At 60.0% G+C, this 21,516-nt stretch carries 19 protein-coding genes and 1 pseudogene; 14 read left to right on the top strand and 6 right to left on the bottom strand.

What is annotated here, in order from left to right:
* The first annotated feature begins 40 nt into the window (after positions 1-40).
* Complete coding sequence (locus HMPREF2978_RS08680; protein WP_070745052.1) at positions 41-862, top strand: TrmH family RNA methyltransferase; 822 nt, start codon at positions 41-43, stop codon at positions 860-862.
* Here HMPREF2978_RS08680 and HMPREF2978_RS08685 read toward each other — a convergent pair.
* The 3 genes from HMPREF2978_RS08685 to serC all read right to left on the bottom strand — a co-directional run bounded on the left by HMPREF2978_RS08685 (position 814) and on the right by serC (position 4,112).
* On the bottom strand, positions 814-1,644 hold the full coding sequence (locus tag HMPREF2978_RS08685; RefSeq protein ID WP_070745054.1) for a DUF6928 family protein: 831 nt from the start codon (positions 1,642-1,644) through the stop codon (positions 814-816). The two genes, HMPREF2978_RS08680 and HMPREF2978_RS08685, sit on opposite strands and share 49 nt — an antisense overlap.
* Positions 1,645-1,657: 13 nt before the next feature.
* Positions 1,658-2,827 carry a septation protein SepH gene (gene sepH, locus HMPREF2978_RS08690; protein ID WP_010187739.1) on the bottom strand — a complete coding sequence of 390 codons (1,170 nt, stop codon included), beginning with the start codon at positions 2,825-2,827 and terminating at the stop codon, positions 1,658-1,660.
* Between the two features lie 154 nt (positions 2,828-2,981).
* Positions 2,982-4,112: a phosphoserine transaminase gene (gene serC, locus HMPREF2978_RS08695; RefSeq protein ID WP_070745056.1), complete on the bottom strand. Its 1,131-nt coding sequence runs from the start codon at positions 4,110-4,112 to the stop codon at positions 2,982-2,984.
* A gap of 151 nt (positions 4,113-4,263) precedes the next feature.
* Between serC and HMPREF2978_RS08700 the strand changes: the two genes are divergently transcribed.
* The 6 genes from HMPREF2978_RS08700 (at position 4,264) to HMPREF2978_RS08725 (ending at position 10,618) form a co-directional block, all read left to right on the top strand.
* Positions 4,264-5,556, top strand: a complete 1,293-nt coding sequence (locus tag HMPREF2978_RS08700; RefSeq protein WP_083316521.1) for a citrate synthase — start codon at positions 4,264-4,266, stop codon at positions 5,554-5,556.
* 172 nt (positions 5,557-5,728) lie between these two features.
* The gene (locus tag HMPREF2978_RS08705) at positions 5,729-6,085 is read left to right on the top strand and encodes an FKBP-type peptidyl-prolyl cis-trans isomerase (RefSeq protein WP_010187736.1); all 357 of its coding nucleotides are present in this window, start codon (positions 5,729-5,731) and stop codon (positions 6,083-6,085) included.
* 160 nt (positions 6,086-6,245) lie between these two features.
* Positions 6,246-7,103: an aldo/keto reductase gene (locus HMPREF2978_RS08710; protein WP_070529442.1), complete on the top strand. Its 858-nt coding sequence runs from the start codon at positions 6,246-6,248 to the stop codon at positions 7,101-7,103.
* Between the two features lie 436 nt (positions 7,104-7,539).
* Positions 7,540-7,884 (top strand): DUF485 domain-containing protein, encoded by a 345-nt coding sequence (locus HMPREF2978_RS08715; RefSeq protein ID WP_070523091.1) that lies wholly within the window; start codon positions 7,540-7,542, stop codon positions 7,882-7,884.
* A 3-nt stretch (positions 7,885-7,887) separates the two neighbouring features.
* Positions 7,888-9,534, top strand: a complete 1,647-nt coding sequence (locus tag HMPREF2978_RS08720; protein WP_070531594.1) for a solute symporter family protein — start codon at positions 7,888-7,890, stop codon at positions 9,532-9,534.
* A 49-nt stretch (positions 9,535-9,583) separates the two neighbouring features.
* Entirely contained in the window at positions 9,584-10,618 is a 1,035-nt protein-coding gene (locus tag HMPREF2978_RS08725; protein WP_070745058.1) for a hypothetical protein, read from the top strand.
* A 23-nt stretch (positions 10,619-10,641) separates the two neighbouring features.
* Here HMPREF2978_RS08725 and HMPREF2978_RS08730 read toward each other — a convergent pair whose 3' ends face one another.
* Entirely contained in the window at positions 10,642-11,568 is a 927-nt protein-coding gene (locus HMPREF2978_RS08730) for a DUF1906 domain-containing protein (protein ID WP_070745060.1), read from the bottom strand.
* Positions 11,569-11,692: 124 nt separating this feature from the next.
* Here HMPREF2978_RS08730 and HMPREF2978_RS08735 point away from each other — a divergent pair, with 124 nt between their 5' ends.
* Positions 11,693-12,694 (top strand): hypothetical protein, encoded by a 1,002-nt coding sequence (locus tag HMPREF2978_RS08735; protein WP_070745062.1) that lies wholly within the window; start codon positions 11,693-11,695, stop codon positions 12,692-12,694.
* Between the two features lie 32 nt (positions 12,695-12,726).
* Here HMPREF2978_RS08735 and HMPREF2978_RS08740 read toward each other — a convergent pair whose 3' ends face one another.
* Positions 12,727-13,155, bottom strand: a complete 429-nt coding sequence (locus HMPREF2978_RS08740) for an OsmC family protein (protein ID WP_070745064.1) — start codon at positions 13,153-13,155, stop codon at positions 12,727-12,729.
* A 126-nt stretch (positions 13,156-13,281) separates the two neighbouring features.
* Here HMPREF2978_RS08740 and HMPREF2978_RS08745 point away from each other — a divergent pair, with 126 nt between their 5' ends.
* Positions 13,282-15,504 (top strand): LamG-like jellyroll fold domain-containing protein, encoded by a 2,223-nt coding sequence (locus HMPREF2978_RS08745; protein WP_070745066.1) that lies wholly within the window; start codon positions 13,282-13,284, stop codon positions 15,502-15,504.
* Between the two features lie 122 nt (positions 15,505-15,626).
* Here HMPREF2978_RS08745 and HMPREF2978_RS08750 read toward each other — a convergent pair.
* Positions 15,627-16,806, bottom strand: a pseudogene (locus HMPREF2978_RS08750) (IS1249 family transposase).
* 251 nt (positions 16,807-17,057) lie between these two features.
* On the opposite strand from HMPREF2978_RS08750, the gene HMPREF2978_RS08755 reads away from it, so the two are divergent.
* Genes HMPREF2978_RS08755 through HMPREF2978_RS08775 form a run of 5 tightly spaced genes read left to right on the top strand, consistent with a single transcriptional unit; the run spans position 17,058 to position 21,493 of the window.
* Positions 17,058-17,933 (top strand): ABC transporter substrate-binding protein, encoded by an 876-nt coding sequence (locus HMPREF2978_RS08755; protein WP_049157735.1) that lies wholly within the window; start codon positions 17,058-17,060, stop codon positions 17,931-17,933.
* 29 nt (positions 17,934-17,962) lie between these two features.
* A complete protein-coding gene (locus tag HMPREF2978_RS08760; RefSeq protein ID WP_209168001.1) occupies positions 17,963-18,895 on the top strand; it encodes a FecCD family ABC transporter permease in 933 nt (310 codons plus the stop codon).
* Positions 18,885-19,868, top strand: coding sequence for a FecCD family ABC transporter permease (locus HMPREF2978_RS08765; RefSeq protein WP_046646996.1), 984 nt, complete (start codon positions 18,885-18,887; stop codon positions 19,866-19,868). Before HMPREF2978_RS08760 ends, HMPREF2978_RS08765 begins: the two co-directional genes overlap by 11 nt.
* A 2-nt stretch (positions 19,869-19,870) precedes the next feature.
* Positions 19,871-20,683, top strand: a complete 813-nt coding sequence (locus tag HMPREF2978_RS08770; protein WP_046646995.1) for an ABC transporter ATP-binding protein — start codon at positions 19,871-19,873, stop codon at positions 20,681-20,683.
* Between the two features lie 24 nt (positions 20,684-20,707).
* Complete coding sequence (locus tag HMPREF2978_RS08775; RefSeq protein WP_070745068.1) at positions 20,708-21,493, top strand: kinesin; 786 nt, start codon at positions 20,708-20,710, stop codon at positions 21,491-21,493.
* Positions 21,494-21,516: the final 23 nt, after the last annotated feature.

Genomic DNA, 21,516 nt, shown 5'->3' on the forward strand with positions numbered 1-21,516 from the left:
GCCTGGGATGAGCGCTTGGCCCGGCGCCTAGACTGGGGCCATGCGTTTTGTCATTGATGACCCCACAGACCCTCGCCTGGACGATATCCGCGATCTCAAGCACGCGGATAAGTCCGGCGAGGGTTTCGTTTTTGGTGAGGGCCCACTGTGCGTGGAGCGCCTGCTCGCCTCCCGCTTCCCGGTGCGCTGCATCATTGGTTTTGAGGGAAAGCTCGACACGTTCCTGGAACACCACGATGTCGGGGATATCCCCGTCTACCAGGTCACCCGAGCCACGTTGGGGGAGGTCACTGGTTTCGACATGCACCGTGGGCTCGTCGCTGCGGCTGACCGCGCGGAAGCCTGGACCGTAGATGAGGTCATAGACGGTGCTCGCACCCTGGCAATCATGGAAGGCGTGGGCGACCACGAAAATATCGGCTCGCTTTTCCGCAATGCCGCAGGCATGGATGTTGACGGCATCCTCTTAGGCTCGGGTGCGGCGGATCCGCTCTACCGACGCTCGGTGCGTGTCTCTATGGGGCATGTCTTGCGCCTGCCCTGGGCGCGTTTCGACGGCGGCTTCACCACGTGGCAGCGGGGTCTAGAGCAGCTGCGTGAAAAGGGCTTCCGGCTGGTGTCGCTGACCCCGCATCCGGATGCTGTGCATATTGCCGACGCCCTCGAAGGCGCAGACAAGGTGGCCCTGCTGGTGGGTGCGGAGGGGCCAGGACTGACCGAGCATGCCATGCGTGCCACCAACGTGCGCGCCCGCATTCCCATGGCAGAGGGCACGGATTCCCTCAACGTAGCGACGTCGGCGGCCATTGCCTTCTACGAGCGCCAGCGCTCCCAGAGGCTCCGCGAGGTCGATACCGCGTAGCGGCGTACCAGCCCGCCTAGGTGCTTGGCGGTGCGGAGGATCTCTTCTCCGGTGGATTCCGGTTCGAGATCGTGCTCCTCGTAGTCGTCATAATCGTTGAGGCCAAGCTTCGCCACTGAGGTGGTGGCTACCTCGCCCACGCTTCGGCGGGGCGAGGGAGTATCGACCTTGGGCTCAGGGCGCCCGTCGGTGGCGTAGCCTACGACGTCCACGTCTGGGCCGTCCTCACCCACCTCAATGCCCAGCCAGAACTCCTGGGCGGCTTCGGTGATGGTGAGTGGCTCGAAAGGCAGGGAGATACCGCCCACGGGCTCATCCATCTCTCCGGCCCAGAAAGGGGCCTCAAAGGTTTCGGGCAAGCCATGATCCTCATAGAGGTTAAAGCGCGTTCCGCACAGGGAGCGTCGCAGGCGGCTGCCCGTCCAGTGCGCAAACCCGGCGTAGCCGGTCTCCGAATCGGAAGCGAACGCGTAAACCTCCGTGGCGGGCACGGCCTCGCGCAGGGTGCGGGAGAGCTGCGAGAGAATCAGCTGATCATCGTGGATGATGGTCTGCACGACGGTCACACCGGGATAGCCACCCACATAGAACTCGCTCGCGCCGGGCTCGGCGGAACGGTTGAGGGGGAATTGCCCGATGGGCGTGACGGGTAGAGAGGGATTGAGTTGAGCAAGGAACTTGCGGCCGAAGCCGCGGTCGGCCTTGGGCTCGCCGCGAAGAACCTCGGCGGGATCGGCGGCGGTGACGTACCAGAGAGTGAGAACGGCGCTTTGGGTATCCACGGCAGGTTACTCGCTAATTGCGGGGGCGCTTGGTAGAGGAGCGAACGCCGAGCAACACATCCTCCCAGTGCGGGGTGACGGCCTTACGGCGACGCTTGGTGGGCTTGGGCTCCGGATCCGGGTTCTGGAGGAAGTCCTCGTCCACTCCCGTTTCCTTCTCCTCCGACTGCTGCGCGGACTCTTCGGTAGCGGCGGACGCCTCCTCAGCATTTGCAGTGTCGGCCGGGTGCTCTCCGCCGTGCGGGGAGGGAAGCACGGAAGGCTCGGCATAACCGTCGGTATCTTCTCCTACGCCGGCGTAGGAGGACAGCTCCGTCACACCGGGGGCACCAGCGCGCGCGTCCTCGTTGACCTCTAGGTCCTCGGCGTAGTCACGGCCATCGATGGCTTCGTCGTAGCGCTCTCCGCGGCCTACGGAGGTCAGCGAACGCACTGGCTGTACGAAGTCCGGGTCGGTGAGGTCTGCGGCGACGGAATTGCGTGCTTCCACCGTGGCCGGCGAGGACATGGTCTGTTTGAAGGTCCACTCGGCCTCGTTGGCGGACAGCCCGGTCTTCCACGTGATGCGCAGGATCCACGGCTCGCCCTGGTGACGGTAGGCATCCCACGTGGCCTCCGACAGCGAGTGCCCGCGGGCGGCGAAGGCGGTGGCCAGAATCTCCCACAAGGTGAGCTTGGCCGGGCCATCCTCGCGGATGGGGTGCGCCTGCTTGGCGACGTCCGCGATTCGCGCCCTCTCCAAGAGCACCGGGTGCGCGAAAGGCTCGATGCGGGATTCCGGAACGTCGAGTTCCTCAGCGATCTCCGCGGCGGTTGCGCCGGCGCGGATGCGGGATTGAATCTCATTGGGGCGCAGGCGGATTTCTTGTGCCTGCGGTGTGGGCTGGCTCTGCGGGGAGGAAGGTGAGCCGCCAGAGGCAGGCATGACGGTGTGCAAGCCGGTGGAGCGCTCAGCCTGTGCAGACGCGGTGGAGGAATCTTCGGTTGCCGTGGTGGCGTCGTCCTCCTCCTGGGCGGCCGAGCCTTCCGCCGCGGTTTCGGACTCGGATTCGGCAGAGTCGGCGGGAGCGAAAAGCTCGCGAAGCTCGTCGGTGACTTCGAGGAAGAACTCCTCACCATCCTCAGCCCGGAGGACGAGCGAGGTGTCAGTTGAGTCGCTGGGTGCGAGGAAAATCTCGCGCATGATGGCGCTCCTTAGCCTGGTAGCGGACATGTGATGAAGTCCACTTTACCCAGAACATGCCCCGAACTCTGGCAAGAGCGCGGGGCATGTTGTACGCGGCAACAAATAAATGCAACAAATGTTGTTGTGCGGCTGAAGGAGCTTCGAGCGAAGCTTAGCGGTTGTCTAGGACGTAATCGATAGCCTTGATGAGCTTGGTGACGTCCGCCGAATCAATTGCCGGGAACAGGCCCACGCGCAGCTGGTTGCGGCCTAGCTTGCGGTAGGGCTCGACGTCGAGAATGCCGTTGGCGCGCAGCGTTGCGGCGACCGCAGCGGCATCGACGCTGTCCTCGAAGTCAATGGTGCCGACCACCAGGGAGCGCTCGGAAGGCTCGGCCACAAAGGGGGTGGCCTCCGGGCGGGCCTCGGCCCAGTTGTAGAGGATGGAAGAGTTCTCCGTCGTGCGCTTGACCATCCCGTCGAGGCCGCCGTTGGCGTTCATCCACTGGACCTGGTTCTCCAGCATGAGCAGCGTGGCTACAGCCGGGGTGTTATAGGTCTGGTTCTTGCGGGAGTTGTCCACTGCAGTCTGCAGGTTGAGGAAGGCCGGGATGAAACGATCGGAGGAGTTGATCTTCTCGATGCGCTCCAGGGCTGCCGGGGACATTGCTGCCAGCCACAGGCCGCCGTCGGAAGCGAAGCACTTCTGTGGGGAGAAGTAGTAGACGTCAGCATCGGACATATCTACCGGCAGGCCGCCGGCACCCGAGGTGGCGTCGATGACGACGAGCTGCTCTGCGTTATCCGGATGAGGGCGGGTTACCGGAACCATAGCGCCGGTGGAGGTTTCATTGTGGGCCCAAGCGATGATGTCGGCGCCTTCGGCGTCGGCGGCCTTCGGGTCTGGGGCGGTGCCGACCTCTGCTTCGGTGACGAGCGGGGCGTCGAGCCACGGGGCGGCGGCAGCGGATTTAGCAAATTTAGAGGAGAATTCGCCGAAGCTCAGGTGGGCGGACTTTTTCTCGATCAGGCCGAAGGTTGCTGCGTCCCAGAAAGCGGTAGCGCCGCCGAGGGAGAGAACGATTTCATAGCCCTCTGGCAGGGAAAATAGCTCAGAAAGCCCCTCGCGAATGGAGCCGACGAGGTTCTTGACGGCGGGCTTGCGGTGCGAGGTGCCAATGATGGTGTCGGCACCGGCGGTGATTGCCTCAATTTGGGCGGGGCGGACCTTGGAGGGGCCGCAGCCAAAACGGCCGTCGGAAGGGAGGATATCTGCTGGCAGGACGAGTTCTGAGTTGCTCATGTGGGCAGTGTAGCCTAGTTTCGTTCGCGCACTAGATACTTTGCCAGGATTGCCAATGTTGGCAGAGTCACAAGTTTTGCTACAGTGTGAAGAGGTTTAGATCTGTCGCGCCGGCTTTGGTCGGCGTTGAACATTGAGGAAAGGAAAACACGTGGCTTCTGAAAAGAACAAGGTTGTACTGCAGTACCCCGGCGGCGAGTACGAGATGGACATTAAGCAGTCCACGGAGGGTGACTCCGGCTTCGATATTGGCAAGCTCCGTAACGAGACTGGCTTGGTGACCTTCGACCCGGGTTATGCAGCGACCGGTTCCACCGAGTCCAAGATCACCTTTATTAATGGTGAGGAAGGCATCCTCCGCCACCGCGGCTACGACATCGCGGACTTGGCTGAGAACGCCACCTTCAACGAGGTGTCTTACCTGTTGATCAAGGGCCACCTGCCCACCGAGGATGAGCTGTCCAAGTTCAACAACGAGATCCGTCACCACACCCTGTTGGATGAGGACTTCAAGGCAGCCTTCAACATCTTCCCGCGCAACGCGCACCCGATGGCTGTTCTAGCCTCCTCCCTCAACATTCTTTCCGCCTACTACCAGGACCAGCTCAACCCGCTGGATGAGGAGCAGCTGGACAAGGCTACCGTCCGCCTGCTGGCTAAGGTCCCGATGCTGGCCGCTTATGCCTACCGTGCGTCGCAGGGCAAGCCTTATATGTACCCGGATAACAAGCTCAACGCGCGCGAGAACTTCCTGCGCATGATGTTTGGTTACCCGACTGAGGAGTACGAGGTTGACCCTGTTGTGGCCAAGGCTCTGGACAAGCTCCTCATCCTCCACGCTGACCACGAGCAGAACTGCTCCACCTCCACCGTCCGCATGATCGGCTCTGCGCAGGCCAACCTGTTCGTTGCCATCGCCGGTGGCATCAACGCACTGTCTGGCCCGCTGCACGGTGGCGCTAACCAGGCCGTTCTGGAGATGCTTGAGGATATCCAGAACAACCACGATGGTGACGCTACCGACTTCATGAACCGCGTGAAGAACAAGGAAAAGGGCGTTCGCCTCATGGGCTTCGGCCACCGCGTGTACAAGAACTACGACCCGCGCGCGGCCATTGTCAAGGACACTGCTCACGAGATCATCGATCACCTCGGTGGCGATCCGATGCTGGACCTGGCTATGAAGCTTGAGGAGATTGCGCTGAACGACGACTACTTCGTCTCCCGCAAGCTCTATCCGAACGTCGACTTCTACACCGGCTTGATCTACCGCGCCATGGGCTTCCCGACGGACTTCTTCACCGTCCTCTTCGCCATCGGCCGCCTGCCGGGCTGGATTGCTCAGTACCGCGAGCAGCTTGAGCTCAACACCAAGATCAACCGCCCGCGCCAGATTTACACCGGCGAGACCCTGCGTAAGGTCACCCCGCGTAGCGAGCGCTAAACAGTAACCTCAGCGGCGGTCTTCCACAGGCTGCCGTGGCTTAGCGTATAGCCCATACGCTGCATTTCTAGGGCCGAGCCCCACATCTCCGCTTATACTGGAGGGCGTTGTGGCTCGGCCTACGTGTATGCGGCCAGCAAAGAAGAAAGTAATCCAAGGAGGATAATCCCCAATGGAAAAGCCCGTAATTGAGCCGGCAACGGAGCCTGCTCCCCAGGACCTTGTCATCGAAGACATTGTGGTGGGTGACGGCGCCGAAGCCCAGCCGGGCGGCTTCGTTGAGGTTCACTACGTTGGTGTTGACTATGAGACGAACCAGGAATTCGACTCTTCGTGGGGTCGTGGCCAGTCCATCGAGTTCCCGCTGACTGGCCTCATCGCCGGCTGGCAGGAAGGAATCCCGGGTATGAAGGTGGGCGGCCGCCGCAAGCTGGTCATCCCGCCGGAGAAGGCTTATGGCCCGGCTGGTGGTGCACACCCGCTGTCTGGCCGCACGCTGACCTTCGTTATCGATCTCATCCGCGCCTAGCGTAGAAGGGCATAGCCCTTTCCGTTTCCCGAAACGACGCCCTTACCGGCCGTGCACTAGAGCACGGCACACATTGGTGAGGGCGTTTCGCGCGTTTTCGTCTGGGTTGAAGGACGCGAGCCGCCATTTTCCGCCACACAGCGCGCGGGAGTGCGGCACAATGGAGGGCATGAGTGTCCCACAAACTACGTTCAATGATGACCGCGAGATGCCGCTGCTGGGTCTCGGCACCTACAAGATGCACGGGGAGGAGCTTGTCCGCTCCGTGCGTGAAGCCATCGACCTGGGCTACCGCCACTTCGATACTGCCACCCTCTACGAGAATGAAGAAGAGCTAGGCCAAGCGCTCAACGCCGCTATGAAGGCTGGCGACGTGACCCGTGATGAGCTCTTTATTACCAGCAAGGTGTGGCACGACCACCATGGCAAGGACAAAGTGGGCCAGGCCTTCCGTGAGTCCCTGGACAAGCTGCAGCTGGATTACCTTGACCTGTACCTTATCCACTGGCCCTGGCCACAGGGCGGGTTGTACGTGGAGACCTTTGAGGAGATCGCCCGCATGCAGGGCATGGGGCAGATTGCATCGATTGGCGTGGCCAACTTTTATGAGGAAACTCTGCAAACCCTGATCGATGAGACTGGTGTCGTTCCTGTCCTCAATCAGGTTGAGTTGCATCCGGGCTTTACGCAGCCGGAGCTGCGTCAATTCCACGATAGCCATGGCATCGTGACGGAGGCGTGGTCGCCGTTGGCCCGCGGCATCATCCTCAATAACCCAGAAGTTATGGCCGTGGCCGAGAAACACGATATTACTGCTGGCCAAGCTGTCCTGGCGTACCTGTTGAGCAAGGGGATTTCGGTCATTCCGAAGTCCAGCCGCCGCGAGCGCTTGGAGGAAAACTTCGCTGCCGCGAAGGTTGAGCTCACTGCAGAGGATATTGCGGCTCTCGACGCGCTTGATGGCAAGGAAGGATTTGGCCGCATGTTCAAGGACCCGCGTGAGTTTCCTGGCGCCTAAAGCTTGAACACTTAGGGGACGCGTTATGCGCCCGTGAGCGATGGAGCCCGCCTTCAGCGCCTTGCTCTTTCTTTCTACATCGTTAGGGGAGAGGGGAGGACGCTGAAGGCGGGCTTTGTTGCGTACCCAGGGAAGTGGGAATCGTGAGGGGTGGGGGAGTGAAGATCTGTGAAAGACTCTGTGAAGTTTCGGTTTGCTAAATTAGATTCTTCCTTTGGAATCTCCTGTGGGGGTGCTAGCAGCGAGATAGAAATCCCTTGTAGTTGCAAGGGTAGGGGGTAGCGAAAGTGTATGTTATTAACTTTTCTTGGCAGGATTTACAACCTTGCAAGAGCGGTTAGGTAACTTACTGTGCAAGGCAAAACGTGATTGAAGACACTACCTCTTGTCTCTCACCGCGGTTTGTGGAGAAAAGACCCCTTGTAAGGAGAGCGACATGACTGACGCACCTGCTTCGATTAACTCGCGCCGCGAACCTACGCCGCAAGAGTTCATCGAGATGCGTGACAGCCCGCAGTTTGCCAAGCTGCGCAGCGCGTACCGCAAATTCACCTTCCCCATGACTGTGGCGTTCTTTGTGTGGTACGTCCTCTATGTGCTGGCTGCGGTCTTTGCCCCCAGCTTCATGGCCATAGAGCTTGGTGGCGGTTGGAACATTGGCCTTGTCTTTGGCCTCGCCCAGTTCTTGACAACCTTCATCATTACGTACATCTACGTCAACTACGCCAACAAAAACATCGAGCCGCAGGCAGCGGCCATTCGCCAGGAACTGGAGGGCTAAACAATGCAGACCATTACCTTGGCCGCAGCGGAATCCTCCGCCGGCAACCCGATTCTGAATATCTCAGTCTTCGCCGCCTTCCTCGTTGTCACCATGTACGTGGTGCTTCGTGCCGGCAAGTCCACGAAGGAAGCCTCCGACTTCTACACCGGCGGCGGTAGTTTCTCCGGCCGGCAGAACGGCCTTGCTATCTCCGGCGACTACCTGTCCGCCGCGTCCTTCCTGGGCATCGTCGGCGCCGTTGCGCTCAACGGCTACGATGGCTTCCTCTACTCGGTCGGCTTCTTCGTCGCCTGGCTTGTTGCGCTGATGCTCGTCGCGGAGCCGATGCGCAACGTCGGCCGCTTCACCATGGCGGACGTGTTGTCCTTCCGCCTTAAGCAGCGCCCGGTGCGCGTGGCAGCGGCTATCTCGACCCTGTTCGTGTCGCTGTTCTACCTCATCGCGCAGATGGCTGGCGCAGGATCCCTCGTGGCCGTGCTCCTGAATATTCACGACTTCAAGTGGCAGGCCGTCGTCGTTGGCATCGTGGGCATCCTCATGATCGTTTACGTTCTTGTTGGCGGCATGAAGGGTACGACCTACGTGCAGATGATCAAGGCCGTGCTCCTGGTGACCGGCGTGGTCATCATGTGCATTCTCACCTTTGTCTTGTTGAAGGGTGGCTTCAGCGCACTCTTTACCCAGGCGATTGATATGCACGCTAATTCCGAAGCTATCAAGGAGGGCGGCTATGAAGCCTCCCAGATCATGGAGCCGGGCCTGAAGTACGGCAAGAACCTCACCACCAAGCTTGACTTCATCTCCCTGGGTATTGCCCTCGTTCTCGGTGTTGGCGGCCTGCCGCACGTTCTCATGCGCTTCTACACGGTGCCGACCGCGACCGAGGCTCGCCGCTCCGTTACCTGGGCCATCGTTATCATCGGTGCCTTCTACCTCATGACCCTGGTTCTGGGCTACGGCGCTGCCGCCCTGGTTGGCCCGGATCGCATCCTCGCCGCACCGGGTGGTGCAAACTCCGCGGCACCGCTGCTGGCCCTGGAAATCGGTGGCTCCATCTTCATGGCGGTCATTTCCGCGGTGGCCTTCGCTACCGTTCTGGCTGTCGTCGCCGGCCTCGCCATCACTGCATCGGCCTCCATCGCGCACGACATCTACCACTCCGTTATCCGCAACGGTGAGTCCACCGAGGCTGAGCAGGTTCGCGTCTCCCAGATCACCGTGGTTGTCCTGGGTATTGTCGCCATCATTCTGGGCATCCTGGCCATGACCCAAAACGTTGCCTTCCTGGTGTCCCTGGCCTTCGCGGTTGCGGCATCCGCTAACCTGCCGACCATCCTGTACTCCCTGTACTGGCGCCGTTTCAACACCGCGGGCGCTGTGGCATCGATGTACACCGGTGTTATCTCCTGCTTGGTACTCATCTTCCTGTCCCCGGCGGTATCCGGTTCCCCGACCTCGATGTTCCCGAACGCCGATTGGTCCATCTTCCCGCTGTCCTCCCCGGGCCTGGTCACCATCCCGCTGGCCTTCTTCGCGGGCTGGATCGTCTCCATCATGACCCCGCCGGACAACCTGGAAGAGCTGTCCGCAGAGATGGAGGTTCGTTCCCTGACTGGTGTGGGCGTTGAGGCTCCGGTGGACCACTAAAACACCTAAAACGCTACGTTTCGGACGGTAGAGAGTAGACTCAGGTTCTGTGTTTTACTCTCAGCCTTCTCACAGGGCGGTGTCAGCGCGAGCTGGTGCCGCCCTTCTGGCGTGCGTGCTCGGAGCAGCGAGTCTCACTGCATGCTCGCCAGCACATGAAGAAGACTCCACGGCTGGCGGTTCAGCGCAGACCAGCGCAAGCAAGCCTGGACCCATCACACATAGGAAAGGACAGCTGCAACTGGCAGCTGTCCCGGACTCGGTAGGTCAGTTCCTCAAGGGCGATGAGTCCAAGGCCATCACGTATTACCGCATTGAGACGGGCATGCACATGGGCTCGGCCACCGAACACCAGCCGCGCTATGCGCTGAGCCTGATCAAGCTCTACATCGCTACCTACGTGCTGGAGCACGGGGCCTTTGAGGATAAATACGTAGCGCTGGACATGATTTCTGATTCCTCCGATGAGAGCGCCGGGAAGCTCTTTGAGAAATACCCGCGGTCCATCGATTCAATAGCCAAGGAATACGGGCTGAAGTCTACGTCCGCGGGGGAGGACTGGGGCCATTCCATGACGTCTACCTATGACGTGGTGCGGTTCATTGTCCAGCTCATGGAAGATGATCCGACCCATCCGGTGCTGGTGGCGATGTCCCATGCCGATGCCGTCTCGGCCGACGGGTACCAGCAAGACTATGGAACCGCGAAGTTGAGTGACGTCGTGGGCTCCAAGTGGGGGTGGTCGGACAGCAAGGACCGGCACTCCTCGGTGTCTTTCGGGGAGGACTTTGTTGTGGCTGCCTCCATCGAAGGCTCCGCCGAGGAGCTCACGTCCTACGTGCGCAAGGAGATTACCGGAAAGAACCTGGTGAAGGGTAACAACCTGAACAAGGAGGCGCTGGCCAACCCCAGTGCTATCGCCACGCGCTTGGCGACGTCCACCGCTACCACCAGTGCGACCTCCACAACGTCCACGGCGGCGTCGCCAACAGCAGCGTCCTCATCTGCGGAGCCGTCCTCCACTGCGTCCTCGCCGGCTTCGAGTTCTAAGGCTTCGGCGTCGAAGACGACTGCGGCGAGGTAGGGGACTGCGCTGCAGTAAGGCGTTTAGCCCATGGACTTGCGCACGGTGTTGAGGATATCCACCGCGCCGCGCACTTGGTCATTGCTGATGGAAGAACCAGCAATGGTGATGCCATCACTGCTCACACTGGAGCCTCGACCAGTGGGATCCGGCAGGGTGATGTTGGGCAGCGAGACGTTGTCCGGCACGGCCGGGATGTCCTTGACCTTGGGCGGCGTCACCGCGCCTTGGCCCGGGGTCCACTGGCCCCAGTCATTGGCATAGACGGTGTTAATATCGCAGGTCACGCCGTCGATGGTGGCCTGGTTCTTTGCCTTCTGGTGGATGGTGGTGCGCGGGTGAATCTTGCCGCCCGAGCCCCAATCGTGCATCCAGTAGAACTGGCCAATGCGGTCGTTGACGCACCAGTCGATGACGTTGTAATTGCCGTATACGCCGGTGTGGTAGCCTGCCGCGCTCAGCGCCGTCGAGAAGGCCTTGAGGTAAGGGCGGATTTGGTTCTCATACTGAGCGCGGGTGGGGTTGTCGTCGATCGCGATGTAGATCGGGCGGCCCGTCGGCCCACCAGCGGCCTTGTGGATGGCGATGGCCTGCGGGGCGTGGACCGCAGCGCCCGCAGCGCCGTTGAGCCAGTCGGCGGTGTCGGCGCGTCCGAACTGGTAGATGGAGGCGGTCTTCAGACCGGCAGCAGCGTTGGCCTTCGTCTCCGCCAGCGTGACCGGCTTGCCCTTCATCCAGTCGGCGCCGGGGCGACGCTGGGAAACATAGCGGATGGCGCCAAGGTGGCCTGCGGCCTTGATCGCGCGCGCAGAAGGGACACCGGCTGAGAAGTCAATGATGGTGCCCACAGCTGGGCCCACAGCGAGGGCGGCAGGTGCTTGGCTGCCTATGGCGCCGGCGGTCAGCGCGAGAGCGCCAGCTTTGATAAGTGAACGGCGGGACAGAGACATAATGGAGTTCTCCTAGAGGGCTGAGTGCGACGATGAAGGCGAACGCAAAGAAAGTATCTGGGATAACTTTAGTCACAATGGTCTAAAATTTCACCACTGAGCATCAAAAGACGGAGGAATAAGTATGGCTGAAGAGCTGAGACTGCGTTTCATTCAGGGAGACAGCGTGTTCCGGCTGAACCACCAGCAGTTCAGTGATGCTGAGGTGCAAGCGGTGCTTCGCGGCTACATCGAGAACTGTCGTCGGAACTCTCAGTGGATCCTCGATACCCGTGAAGAAGGAAACACCCTCGTGGTGGAGCATCTTTTCCCCGCGGAAGAATTCATCGAGGCGAATAATGATCGCTTGCACATCGATGAGGCCTTCGTCGAGTCGCTGCCCCTGACATATCCGATCGTGTTTGAGATCCGCTCGGGCTACTTGCGCATCCACAAGCCGCTAGCCAATAAATACGGGGCTCTCTTGTCTGACTTCATTCGTGGCCTCTGGGAATTGCTGTTGCAAGGGCAGATGCACTACCTGTGGGATCACGGCTTTGCGCAGTGCGGCGGAGTGGGAACAATCCAGCTCAATGCCTATGGGTTGCTGGAGCCGGACGAGCCGCTCATTGGGTTCTACCGGGTAGACGTCGACATGCAGCACGAGGCCTGGGTGTACATCACCCCGCAAGGGCTTATTCTGGTTTTCGACGATGACGACGTCCTTGCCTTCGACAAGATAGACATGCGTAACCCCTCGATTCCCTCTGGAGTCTTTTCTTTTAGCATGCTCAAGGCTGAGGTCGTTGGAACCGGCGGCGGCAAGACCATAAAAACCTCATTGAGCCCGAAGGACCTCGGGGAATTAGACCAGGCTCGGGCGGACATTCGCACGATGTTGTCCTCACCGCATCAGGGCCGGCCGCGCCGCATGGTGGATCCCAACCCGCTTCCCTGGCTCGTGGTGGACAGCGAAGAGCTGGGCCACATGGCGCAGGCGGATCTTGAGCGCTATCGCCGCCGGCGCAGCGATGCTGGGCGCAACCCATTCGGGGATGGCTTAGGCAACGTGCGCGAAGCGATGGGCAACCCCTTCGTAAACTCCTGGGAGGAGGATCTTTCGCCTAAAGATAACCCCTTCGCTTAAAGCGCTTTAAAGGAGCTTAGAGCGGAGTGGGCTTAGGGCTGGGTCGTGCGGAACGTGACGTTGGTGGGGTTTTCTACCGTGCGGGACACGGTGCAGTCCTTCTCGTGGGAGATGCGCACTAGGCGTTCCACCATGGACTGGGCCTGACGGCCGGCGTCGGTATCGGGGAAGCGGAGGGAGAATTCCACGTTGACGTCGCTAAGCCTGGAGGCACCGTCCTCGTTGACGCGGGTGCCTTCCACGTGGACGTCGAAAAGCTCCGGCTCCGTGCGCCGGGAGGTGACCACGTCAACGTCGACGGCCGAACAGCCCGCTACGGCGGCAAGGAGCAGCTCGACCGGGCTCAGCATGCCTTCGCCCGTGCCGAATTCGAGGGTCGCACCTGCGGCATTCGTGGCGCGGTAGTGGCCGGTATCTACGCGGGTGACGTCGACGTCATACTTCTTCGTGATGTTGCTCATGAGCGTTCATCCTAGCGGTGGGAAATCATTTAAACGTGCGTTCATGCGGTCGTTACGTGAGAGCAAGCTATGGAGAATACATTTCTTATGTCTCTTTTGGCTTTATTCACTGTGATTGGAAGATCTATGACTTCTCGCCGCCTGCTCGGCACCGTGGTCACCGCCTCGGTGGCCGGTACGTTCCTCGTCGTCCCTGTCTCTGCTGCCGAACCTGCACAAGGCCTGGGCTCGCGTTTTAGCATCGGCGTGCTGCCGGATACCCAGTTCTACTCCCGTTACTCCACTCCGGAAACCGGCAACCTGGCCCAGGCGCGCTACGGCAGCGAGCCTTTCAAAGCGCAGGTCGAGTGGCTGGTGAAGAACCAGGAAGCACTCAACATGGACTTCGCTACGCACCTTGGTGACGTGGTAGACCAAGCGGACGTCGAAGGGGAGTGGAAGGTCGCCGACGAGGCCATCAAGGTCCTCGATGATTCCAACCTCAACTACTCCATCCTGCCGGGCAACCACGACATGGTTCAGGACGGCTCAGCGCACCCGTTCAACGACTACTTCAGCGCTGAGCGCGCCGAGGCTGCTAACCCGGAGACCTTCCAGGAGCGCCACACCGCAGTCAACAACGACTCCGAATACCACATTTTTGAAGCCGAGGGCCAGAAGTACTTGGTTCTGGCGCTAGGGTGGCGCGCGGACGATGCGGCCCTGGACTGGGCCCAGGGTGTTCTTGATGCCCACCCGGACCTACCGGTCATCCTCACCAGCCACGAGGTGCTCAACATCGATGGCGCCGGGGAGGTCTTCTACTCCGATGACTACGGCAAGGGCCTGTGGGACAAGTTCATTAAGAAGAATGACCAGATCTTCTTGACCATGGGCGGCCACCACCACGGCGCGGGCTACCGCGTGGACAAGAACGATGCAGGCCACGACGTCATCGGCATCCTGCAGGACTACCAGATGGCTTACCAGGGCGGTAACGGTCTGCTCGGCGTGCTCGAGTTCGACCTGAGCGGCAATGAGCTGGAGATGACCGCCCTGTCCCCGTGGGTCGCGCAGAAACCAGCGAAGGAGCTCACGCAGTTCGACAAGCTCATCCTCGACGGCACAGGCGATAGCTATCACGTGCCGCTCAACTTCAAGGAGCGTTTCGCTGACTTCGCCCCGGACTGGACCATTGGCGATGAAAACGACCCGGACCTCGGTCAGAAGGCCCGCGACATCGCTGAGGAAGGCTACACCCCGTACACCATCCCGAAGGACCAGCTGCCGGAGGGCCCGAATGACTTCGTGAAGTCCGACAAGACCGTCTTCCACTGGCGCCCGGGGCAGACCAAGAACACGGACGGCAAGCAGCTTGCCGACGGCGACGTGGCCACCGAAGGCGCAGTCATTCCGGATGTCTTCGGTGCTGATGGTGCCGGTGACCTCGTTCGCGAGGGTGGTCCTTCCAACACGGGTGAGCGCATCACCTACACCAAGGACCACCACCCGTTGTCCTCTGATTCTGGCTCCCTCTACTGGTCCGACCCAGCTGGCAAGCTCGCGATGGCAGAGTTTCGGTCCAAGGAAGGCGCGGAGATCAACAAGGTCGATACCTCCGAGGGCTACACCTTTGAGTCCTTCGTGAAGATTCCGAAGGACTTCAACGGCTCTGAGCACGGCTGGGGGAGTGCGCTCTCCCGCGACTCCAGCATCGCCGAGCTTGTCGACGGATCCGAGGACACCGACCCCACCGTCATGTTCGGCATTTCTAACCTCCGTGAGCTGCGCTGGTGGGCGGAACCGAAGGAAGGCGAAGGTTCGACTGTCTGGTCCCACGAGGTTCCCACCGAGGAGTGGATGCACATCGCCGTAGTCAACAAGCCGGATTCCGACACCGTAGAGATGTTCATCAACGGTGCACCCATCCTGCGCAACGCCAAGGGTGCTGAAGGCCTCCTCCCGCGCGACCTGCAGTGGGTTATGGGCGCTGGCTTTGATAGCCGCAAGCCGCAGGACCCGTGGTACGGCTGGATTGGTGAGACCCGCCTGACCCAGGGCGTTCTGGACTCCGACGAGTGGCTCACCGCGCGCCCGGCCGTGAAGGAGGAAGAGCCGTCGAGCTCCACTACGACGCCTACCGAGCCGACCAAGCCTTCTAAGCCGACCAACACGAAGGAGCCTTCTGCCGACGATATGGCTGCGGCCTTCTTCGCAGGCTCCAGCCGTGGCGCGAAGGTTATCCTCCCCATCATCGCCGTCATTGCAGTCGTCGGCGGTGCCGCCTACGGCCTCATCCCGACCATCAACCGCATCTTCGGTCTTAACATCCCGCAGCCGAAGCTGCCGCAGATCCCGGGTCTGAACTAGTTACCGTTCACCCTCCGTCCCCCGACTCACATTGAGGCGGGGGTTTTCTATTGTGATGGCCCTGGGCGGATTTTAGCGGGTTAAGGGTCAAAATGTGTGTCTGGCTCGGCGTGTCGCTGGGGTTAGATTTGGCCTTTTTGGATGCCGATTGAGTGGGTGTACTCGGTGTCGATACCGTTGTCGTAGAGGGCTGGTCGTCCTGTTTCGTGGTCGGCTTGGTTCTCGGTGTGGGTCAGGATGGATACTTTGGCGAGTTGGTCCTGGCCCCAGTGGGACTGTCTGGCGATGCGTAGTGGATCGTCGGGCAGTTCTGTTTTTAGGTACAGCCACCAGTCCAGCATTTTGCGCTGGTGTTCATTTGTTCTGCCCCGGTGAGCACGCGCAATCTCTTTCAGGCGAGTGTTAATCCCGCCTTCAAGACTGTTGGTCGTAGATTTGATGCGGGCAGGTTCTAAGACGCCTTTAGGTTGATTGATGTAGACAAAGAGCATGCCTTGGCGCCATAGATGGTTCAGACTGTTGTAGGCCTTTCGCACGTTGGAATGTGTCCATACCCATGTCCAATTTCCTGTATCAGGGTCTTTAACCCTGGTCCTCTCGTCCATCCACCTGCGGTAGACAGTGTTGAAGCTATGGAGCAATACACCCCAGTCAGCTACCTCTTCTTTAGTTCGCACTCGGGTGAGTTTCAGCGCTAGCGTGTAGATAGCTTTGCCGGCATCAGTGCGCGGACGTGAGGTTGTATAGCGGCGAACTACACGCTGTGCGTGGACGAGGCAACGCTGCACATGTGTTGTTGACCAGCAGGTTTTTATTGCACTTGCTGTTCCTTGCCCGCCATCTGTCGTTGCGATTAACGGGGCGGGGATGCGTTCGAGCAGGCGTGTGTAATCGGGAGCGGTTTCGTGTTTGGCACCAGTGCCAAGCAACAACATGATCGAGGGGGGAAGCTACAATCAAGCATCCGCCAGCGGTGTAGGTACCGTCGAGAAATATCTGGTCATAGACTCGGCCTGTATGTGCCACGGTGGGATCCGGTACGTCAATAAGCCAGTACCATGTAAATCTGCGCTTCATAGTGGAATGGCTTACATTGTTGCGTTTAGCCAGTGCAGTTAGCGAGATTGTGGTGGTGCAATGCTCGATAAAATCCGCAAAAATTCTAGCGTTGGTGACGTCGGGGCGACGTTTGATGCCTGATGCCCCACAGGCTTTACATCGCCATCGTGTGGTTCCTTTGCTGGTAGTTCCGTTGCGTTTCATGTCGCCGCCGCAGTGGCAGCGTGGTCGATTCTTCGGCATCAAGCCACCACACCACCAGGGCCTACCACATCCAGGTAGAAACACCGGGGATTTACCGTCAAGGACAGCGATATACGGTCGTGAAGCCTATACTTTCAACAATCACACTGGACAGTGACTATAAATCACCGATCCCAGACACACTTTCTGACCCTTAACCCATTTTAGCGGACGTGCGGCAACATGGTCCGTATCGGGAACGTGGCAATCAGACCCTAGACAGCAAACCCTTACCTAAGTAAGATAAGGCTATGCAAAAGAAAGACTTCATGAATGTGCGTGCAGTTATCGCACTCGTAGCCACTCTAGCCCTAGGCGCAGGCCTTGTTGCGTGTTCTTCTGATTCTTCTTCTAAGGAAGGAAACGGAGAAAAGAAGATCGAGCGAGTTGTGGCGCTTGATTGGCGCTACGAGGAAATTCTCAAGGCCCTCGATGTGGACCCAGTGGGAATCGTGGAAATCGGTAAGTCGGAGGCACCGACCACTTTGAAAGGGCAGCTGGGTCAAGCGACCTCTGTGGGCCAGGCCAAGCAGCCGAATCTAGAGGTTATCCAGTCCTTGGAGCCGGATCTGATCCTGGCTAGCCCTACCCGTCAAGCCGATATCATGCCGCAGTTGGAAGAGATTGGGCAGACCGAATCCTACCCAGATGAGACTTACTTGGACGTGCTGGACTCGATGGATGAGATCGCGGCCAAGCTAGGTAAAGAGGAAAAGGCCAAAGAAGTCCGTCAGCGCATCGAGGACAAGATTGCTCATACCAAGGACGCGGTAAAGCCGGGGAGTCGTGCGGTCGTGGCTGGCTGGTCCAGTGAGATGCTCTATACCTGGGTCAACCCTTCCTTCCCCCAGTCGCTACTAAGTGAGGTGGGCTATGACTATGCCTTCGAAGGTGAGAAGTCATCCATCGAATCTAAGACTGATGTAGCGGAACTGACCGGCGATAAGCTCCCTGGTATGAAGGCTGACCTAGTCTTTATGTACAAGGACGTCGATGCGTTTAAAAAGACGCCCTATGCCAAGGGTAGCGGCGACATCGTAGAGGTGGACCAAGATATCTGGTCGCGCGCCCGCGGGCCGCTTTCCGCCGAGCATATGCTCGATGACATCATCGCCGCCGAAGAGTAGTGGCACCTCGAACTAAAACCAGCGCCTGCCTGGTCCTTGCAACCGCTGCCGTCGCCTTCGTGTGGTGGTGGCGGCTTCGCCATGTTCAGGTGCCAGCTGATACCCCGTGGCTGGAAGAAGAGCTGCATAGCGTGGCCTTTGACCGTCTCCTTGCCACCACGGTCGTCGGTATCGCATTAGGGGTAGGCGGGTTATTGCTGCGGACGGCAACTGCGAATCCGCTAGCCGATCCGTCCATCACTGGTGTGAACTCTGGTGCGGCACTCGGCGCAGTCGCAACAGCAATGTTTATAGGAAGCGAAACCTCGAGTGTTGACCAGTTGCCCGGTGCGCTGTTGGGTGCGGGGATTGCTGTGGGGGTGACGGTGGGCGTCGGTAAGAGCGGTGCGATCCAGCGCATGGTACTCGTTGGCGTTGCTGTTTCCGCGCTGTGTAGCGCATTGACCTCCATTTTCTTGGTAGTAGATGAAGCTCAACTGGCTACGGTGATGTCATGGCTTTCTGGTCGGCTTGCCGGTGTGCGCCTAAGCGGTATCATGCCGGCGCTGATTGCCGTGCTGGTCGTGGTTCCCTTGACCTTAGTCGGTGCAAAAACGCTGGACTTGCTCGTAGCAGGCGATGCCGTGGCTGGTGCTGTCGGCGCGAAGCCGGAGCGCATTCGGTTGGCAGCCATTGTGGCGGCGGTAGTGCTTATTGCTCCGGCCGTAGCTGCAACTGGGCCGATTGGCTTCTTGGGGTTGATGGCCGCGGCCGTAGCGTGGCGGGTGTGCGGCTCACACCACCGCATGGGGCTGTGCGTGGCTGGAATTGTTGGAGCAGCGGTGCTTTTGGTGGCCGATTCGGTTGGCCAGGCAATCTGGGCGCCAGCCGAGACCCCAGTGGGCATCGTGACTTCTTTGGCTGGCATGCCATTAGTGTTGTGGGCCGTCCATGCGCTGGGGAGGAGGAAGCATGCGGCATAAGAGATTTGTTGGGGTGCTAGTAGGACTCATCCTGGCGTTGGCGTTGAGCGCAATCATCGGCATGGGCGTCGGTGCGGTGATGAAACCGCCGGGCGAGGTGATCACCGCCTTCGTTACCGGAGAGCCGCTCATCTGGAAGTACCGCGCCCCGCGGATCTTGGTGGGAATCTGCGCTGGTATTGCCATGGCCGTCTCTGGCTGTCTATTGCAGTCCGCGCTACGCAATCCTTTGGCCGCACCAGATACGGTGGGTATTACCTCCGGCGGCGGACTCGCGGCCGTTGCGGTACTCATGGGATCAGGCGCCCTGCCGGCCCACCTGCTGACTTTCATAGCCTTTATTGGAGCGTTGGCTGGAACTGGGCTGGTTCTTCTCCTCGCCGGGCGCGGGGCAAGTGATCCGGTGCGCCTGCCGCTTACCGGGGTGGCGGTATCTTTTGGGCTGGGCGCCATCACCGAATTGCTCCTGGTGCGGGCTGCCCCAGAGGCAGGAGCGGCCATGACATGGTTGAAAGGTTCGCTTTACGCCCGCTCGCTTGGCGATGCCACCATTGTCGCCCCCTTTATCCTTCTCGCCCTAACCGTCGCGATGGTGGTGGCAAAACACCTGGATATGCTCGCGCTGGATGATTCCACCATGGCCGGCATCGGCGTGAGCACCAAGATATGGCGCCTAATAGCAGTAGCCTTAGCCGTCATCCTCGGTGCCGCGGGAGTCGCCGCGGCCGGGGTCTTGGGCTTCGCCGGACTCATCGTCCCCCATGCTGCTCGCTTGGTTGTTGGCGCGAACCTGCGCTGGCAAATACCCGTGGCAGCCCTAGGCGGCGCGGTCCTTGTGACCGCATGCGATACGCTCGGTCGCTGGGCCTTCGCCCCCACGGAAATCCCCGTTGGCGCGCTCATCGCGCTGATCGGTGCACCGTATTTCATTTTCCTATTGACTCGACTGACCCGAGTGCGAAACGGAGGCTAGACATGACACTGACGTGCAGCGGATTAACCGTGGGCTACGGTGGACCCGATGTGGTCAAGGACGTAAATCTTCACTTATCCAGCGGTCAAGTAACCGCTCTGATCGGGCCGAATGGCTGCGGCAAGTCGACGCTTCTCAAGACATTGGGCCGCCAACTTACGCCCAGCGCAGGTGCGGTGTACCTCTCGGACCAAAATATCAGCAAGTATTCCTCGCGTGCCTTTGCCCGTGAAGTTTCTTTTCTGCCACAACATCCCGTGGCTCCGGAAGGGGTATTAGTGCGTGACGTCATCGGTTACGGCCGCTATCCCTATACAGGGGCGCTAGCGACGATGCGGGCCGGAGATCATGCAGCGGTTGAGCGTGCTGCCTCGCGTGCTGGGGTGAGCGAGCTTCTCGACGCCCCCGCGGCAGACCTTTCCGGTGGTCAGCGCCAGCGCGTCTTCCTCGCTATGACTTTGGCCCAAGAAACGCCAATTACCTTGCTTGACGAGCCGACTACTTACCTCGACCCCGCGCACCAATTGTCCATTTTGGATCTGATTCGAGATCTCAATGGCGCCGGGGTCACAGTGGTCATGGTGGTCCACGATATGGTCCATGCCGCGCGTTACGCCGATAGAATCGTAGCCATGCGTGAGGGACGCATTGTGGCCGAAGGGGCCACCGAGGAGGTGATGACCGCTGAACTCGTACGCGAAACCTTCCATGTTGAGTGTTTAGAGATGACTGATCCCTCCACCGGTCGACGCTTTCCCATACCCATTTCCGTGCACGCTCCTGAATTTTCTGGAACCCTAGAAGGAAGAAGATAAATCTATTTAAAGGAGTACGTAGCAATGGCAAACGAACTAGGCCACGAAGTTGACCTGGATCGCAACGAATACAAGTACCTGGCATCTGAGGACACTGTGTCTTCGGCAGCTAACTCTGGCACCTCCGCTCGGTCCGGCGCGGCTGCAGCAGGTGCAGGGGTTGCAGCGGCAGGCGCCGCGGGCACAGCCGGCCTATCTACCGCCAGCAAGTACGAGCCGCAGAATCACGTCGTTGCTGGCGCCGACGAAGAGCATGTAGGCTCTGCCTCCGAGCAGCCGGACCTGCAGGAGAAGCTGGATGAGAACAACGCTGACTACGCGCCGAGCCAGCACATCGTAGGTGAGGCGCAGGAAGAGCACATTGGTTCCGCCCCGCAGCAGCCGGACCTGCAGGAGAAGCTGGACGAGGAGAACTCGGACTATGCGCCGAGCCAGCACATCGTAGGCGGCGCGCAGGAAGAGCACATTGGTTCCGCCCCGCAGCAACCGGACCTGCAGGAGAAGCTGGACGAGGGTAACTCTGACTACGCCCCGAGCCAGCACATCGTAGGCGAAGCAAACGAAGAGCGTGTTGCTACTGCGCCGAACCAGGACAACGTCAACGGTCAGCAGTCCTCTGAGCGCCTGGATCAGCTAAAGGACAAGGCATCCGAGGCTGGTAGCGCCGTCGGCGATGCGTTCCAGCGCGCTAAGGGCTTCGTGGAGGACAAGGCACACGAGTACCAAGAGGAGTCCACGAAGAAGGGTGGCTTCTTTGACCGCGTCAAGGGCGCTGTCCGTGATGCTCGCGAGTCCATCGAAGGGACCTGACCCCTGTTTGGTAGACACCTGAT

The organism is Corynebacterium sp. HMSC074C01 (assembly GCF_001814605.1).
GTDB lineage: Bacteria > Actinomycetota > Actinomycetes > Mycobacteriales > Mycobacteriaceae > Corynebacterium.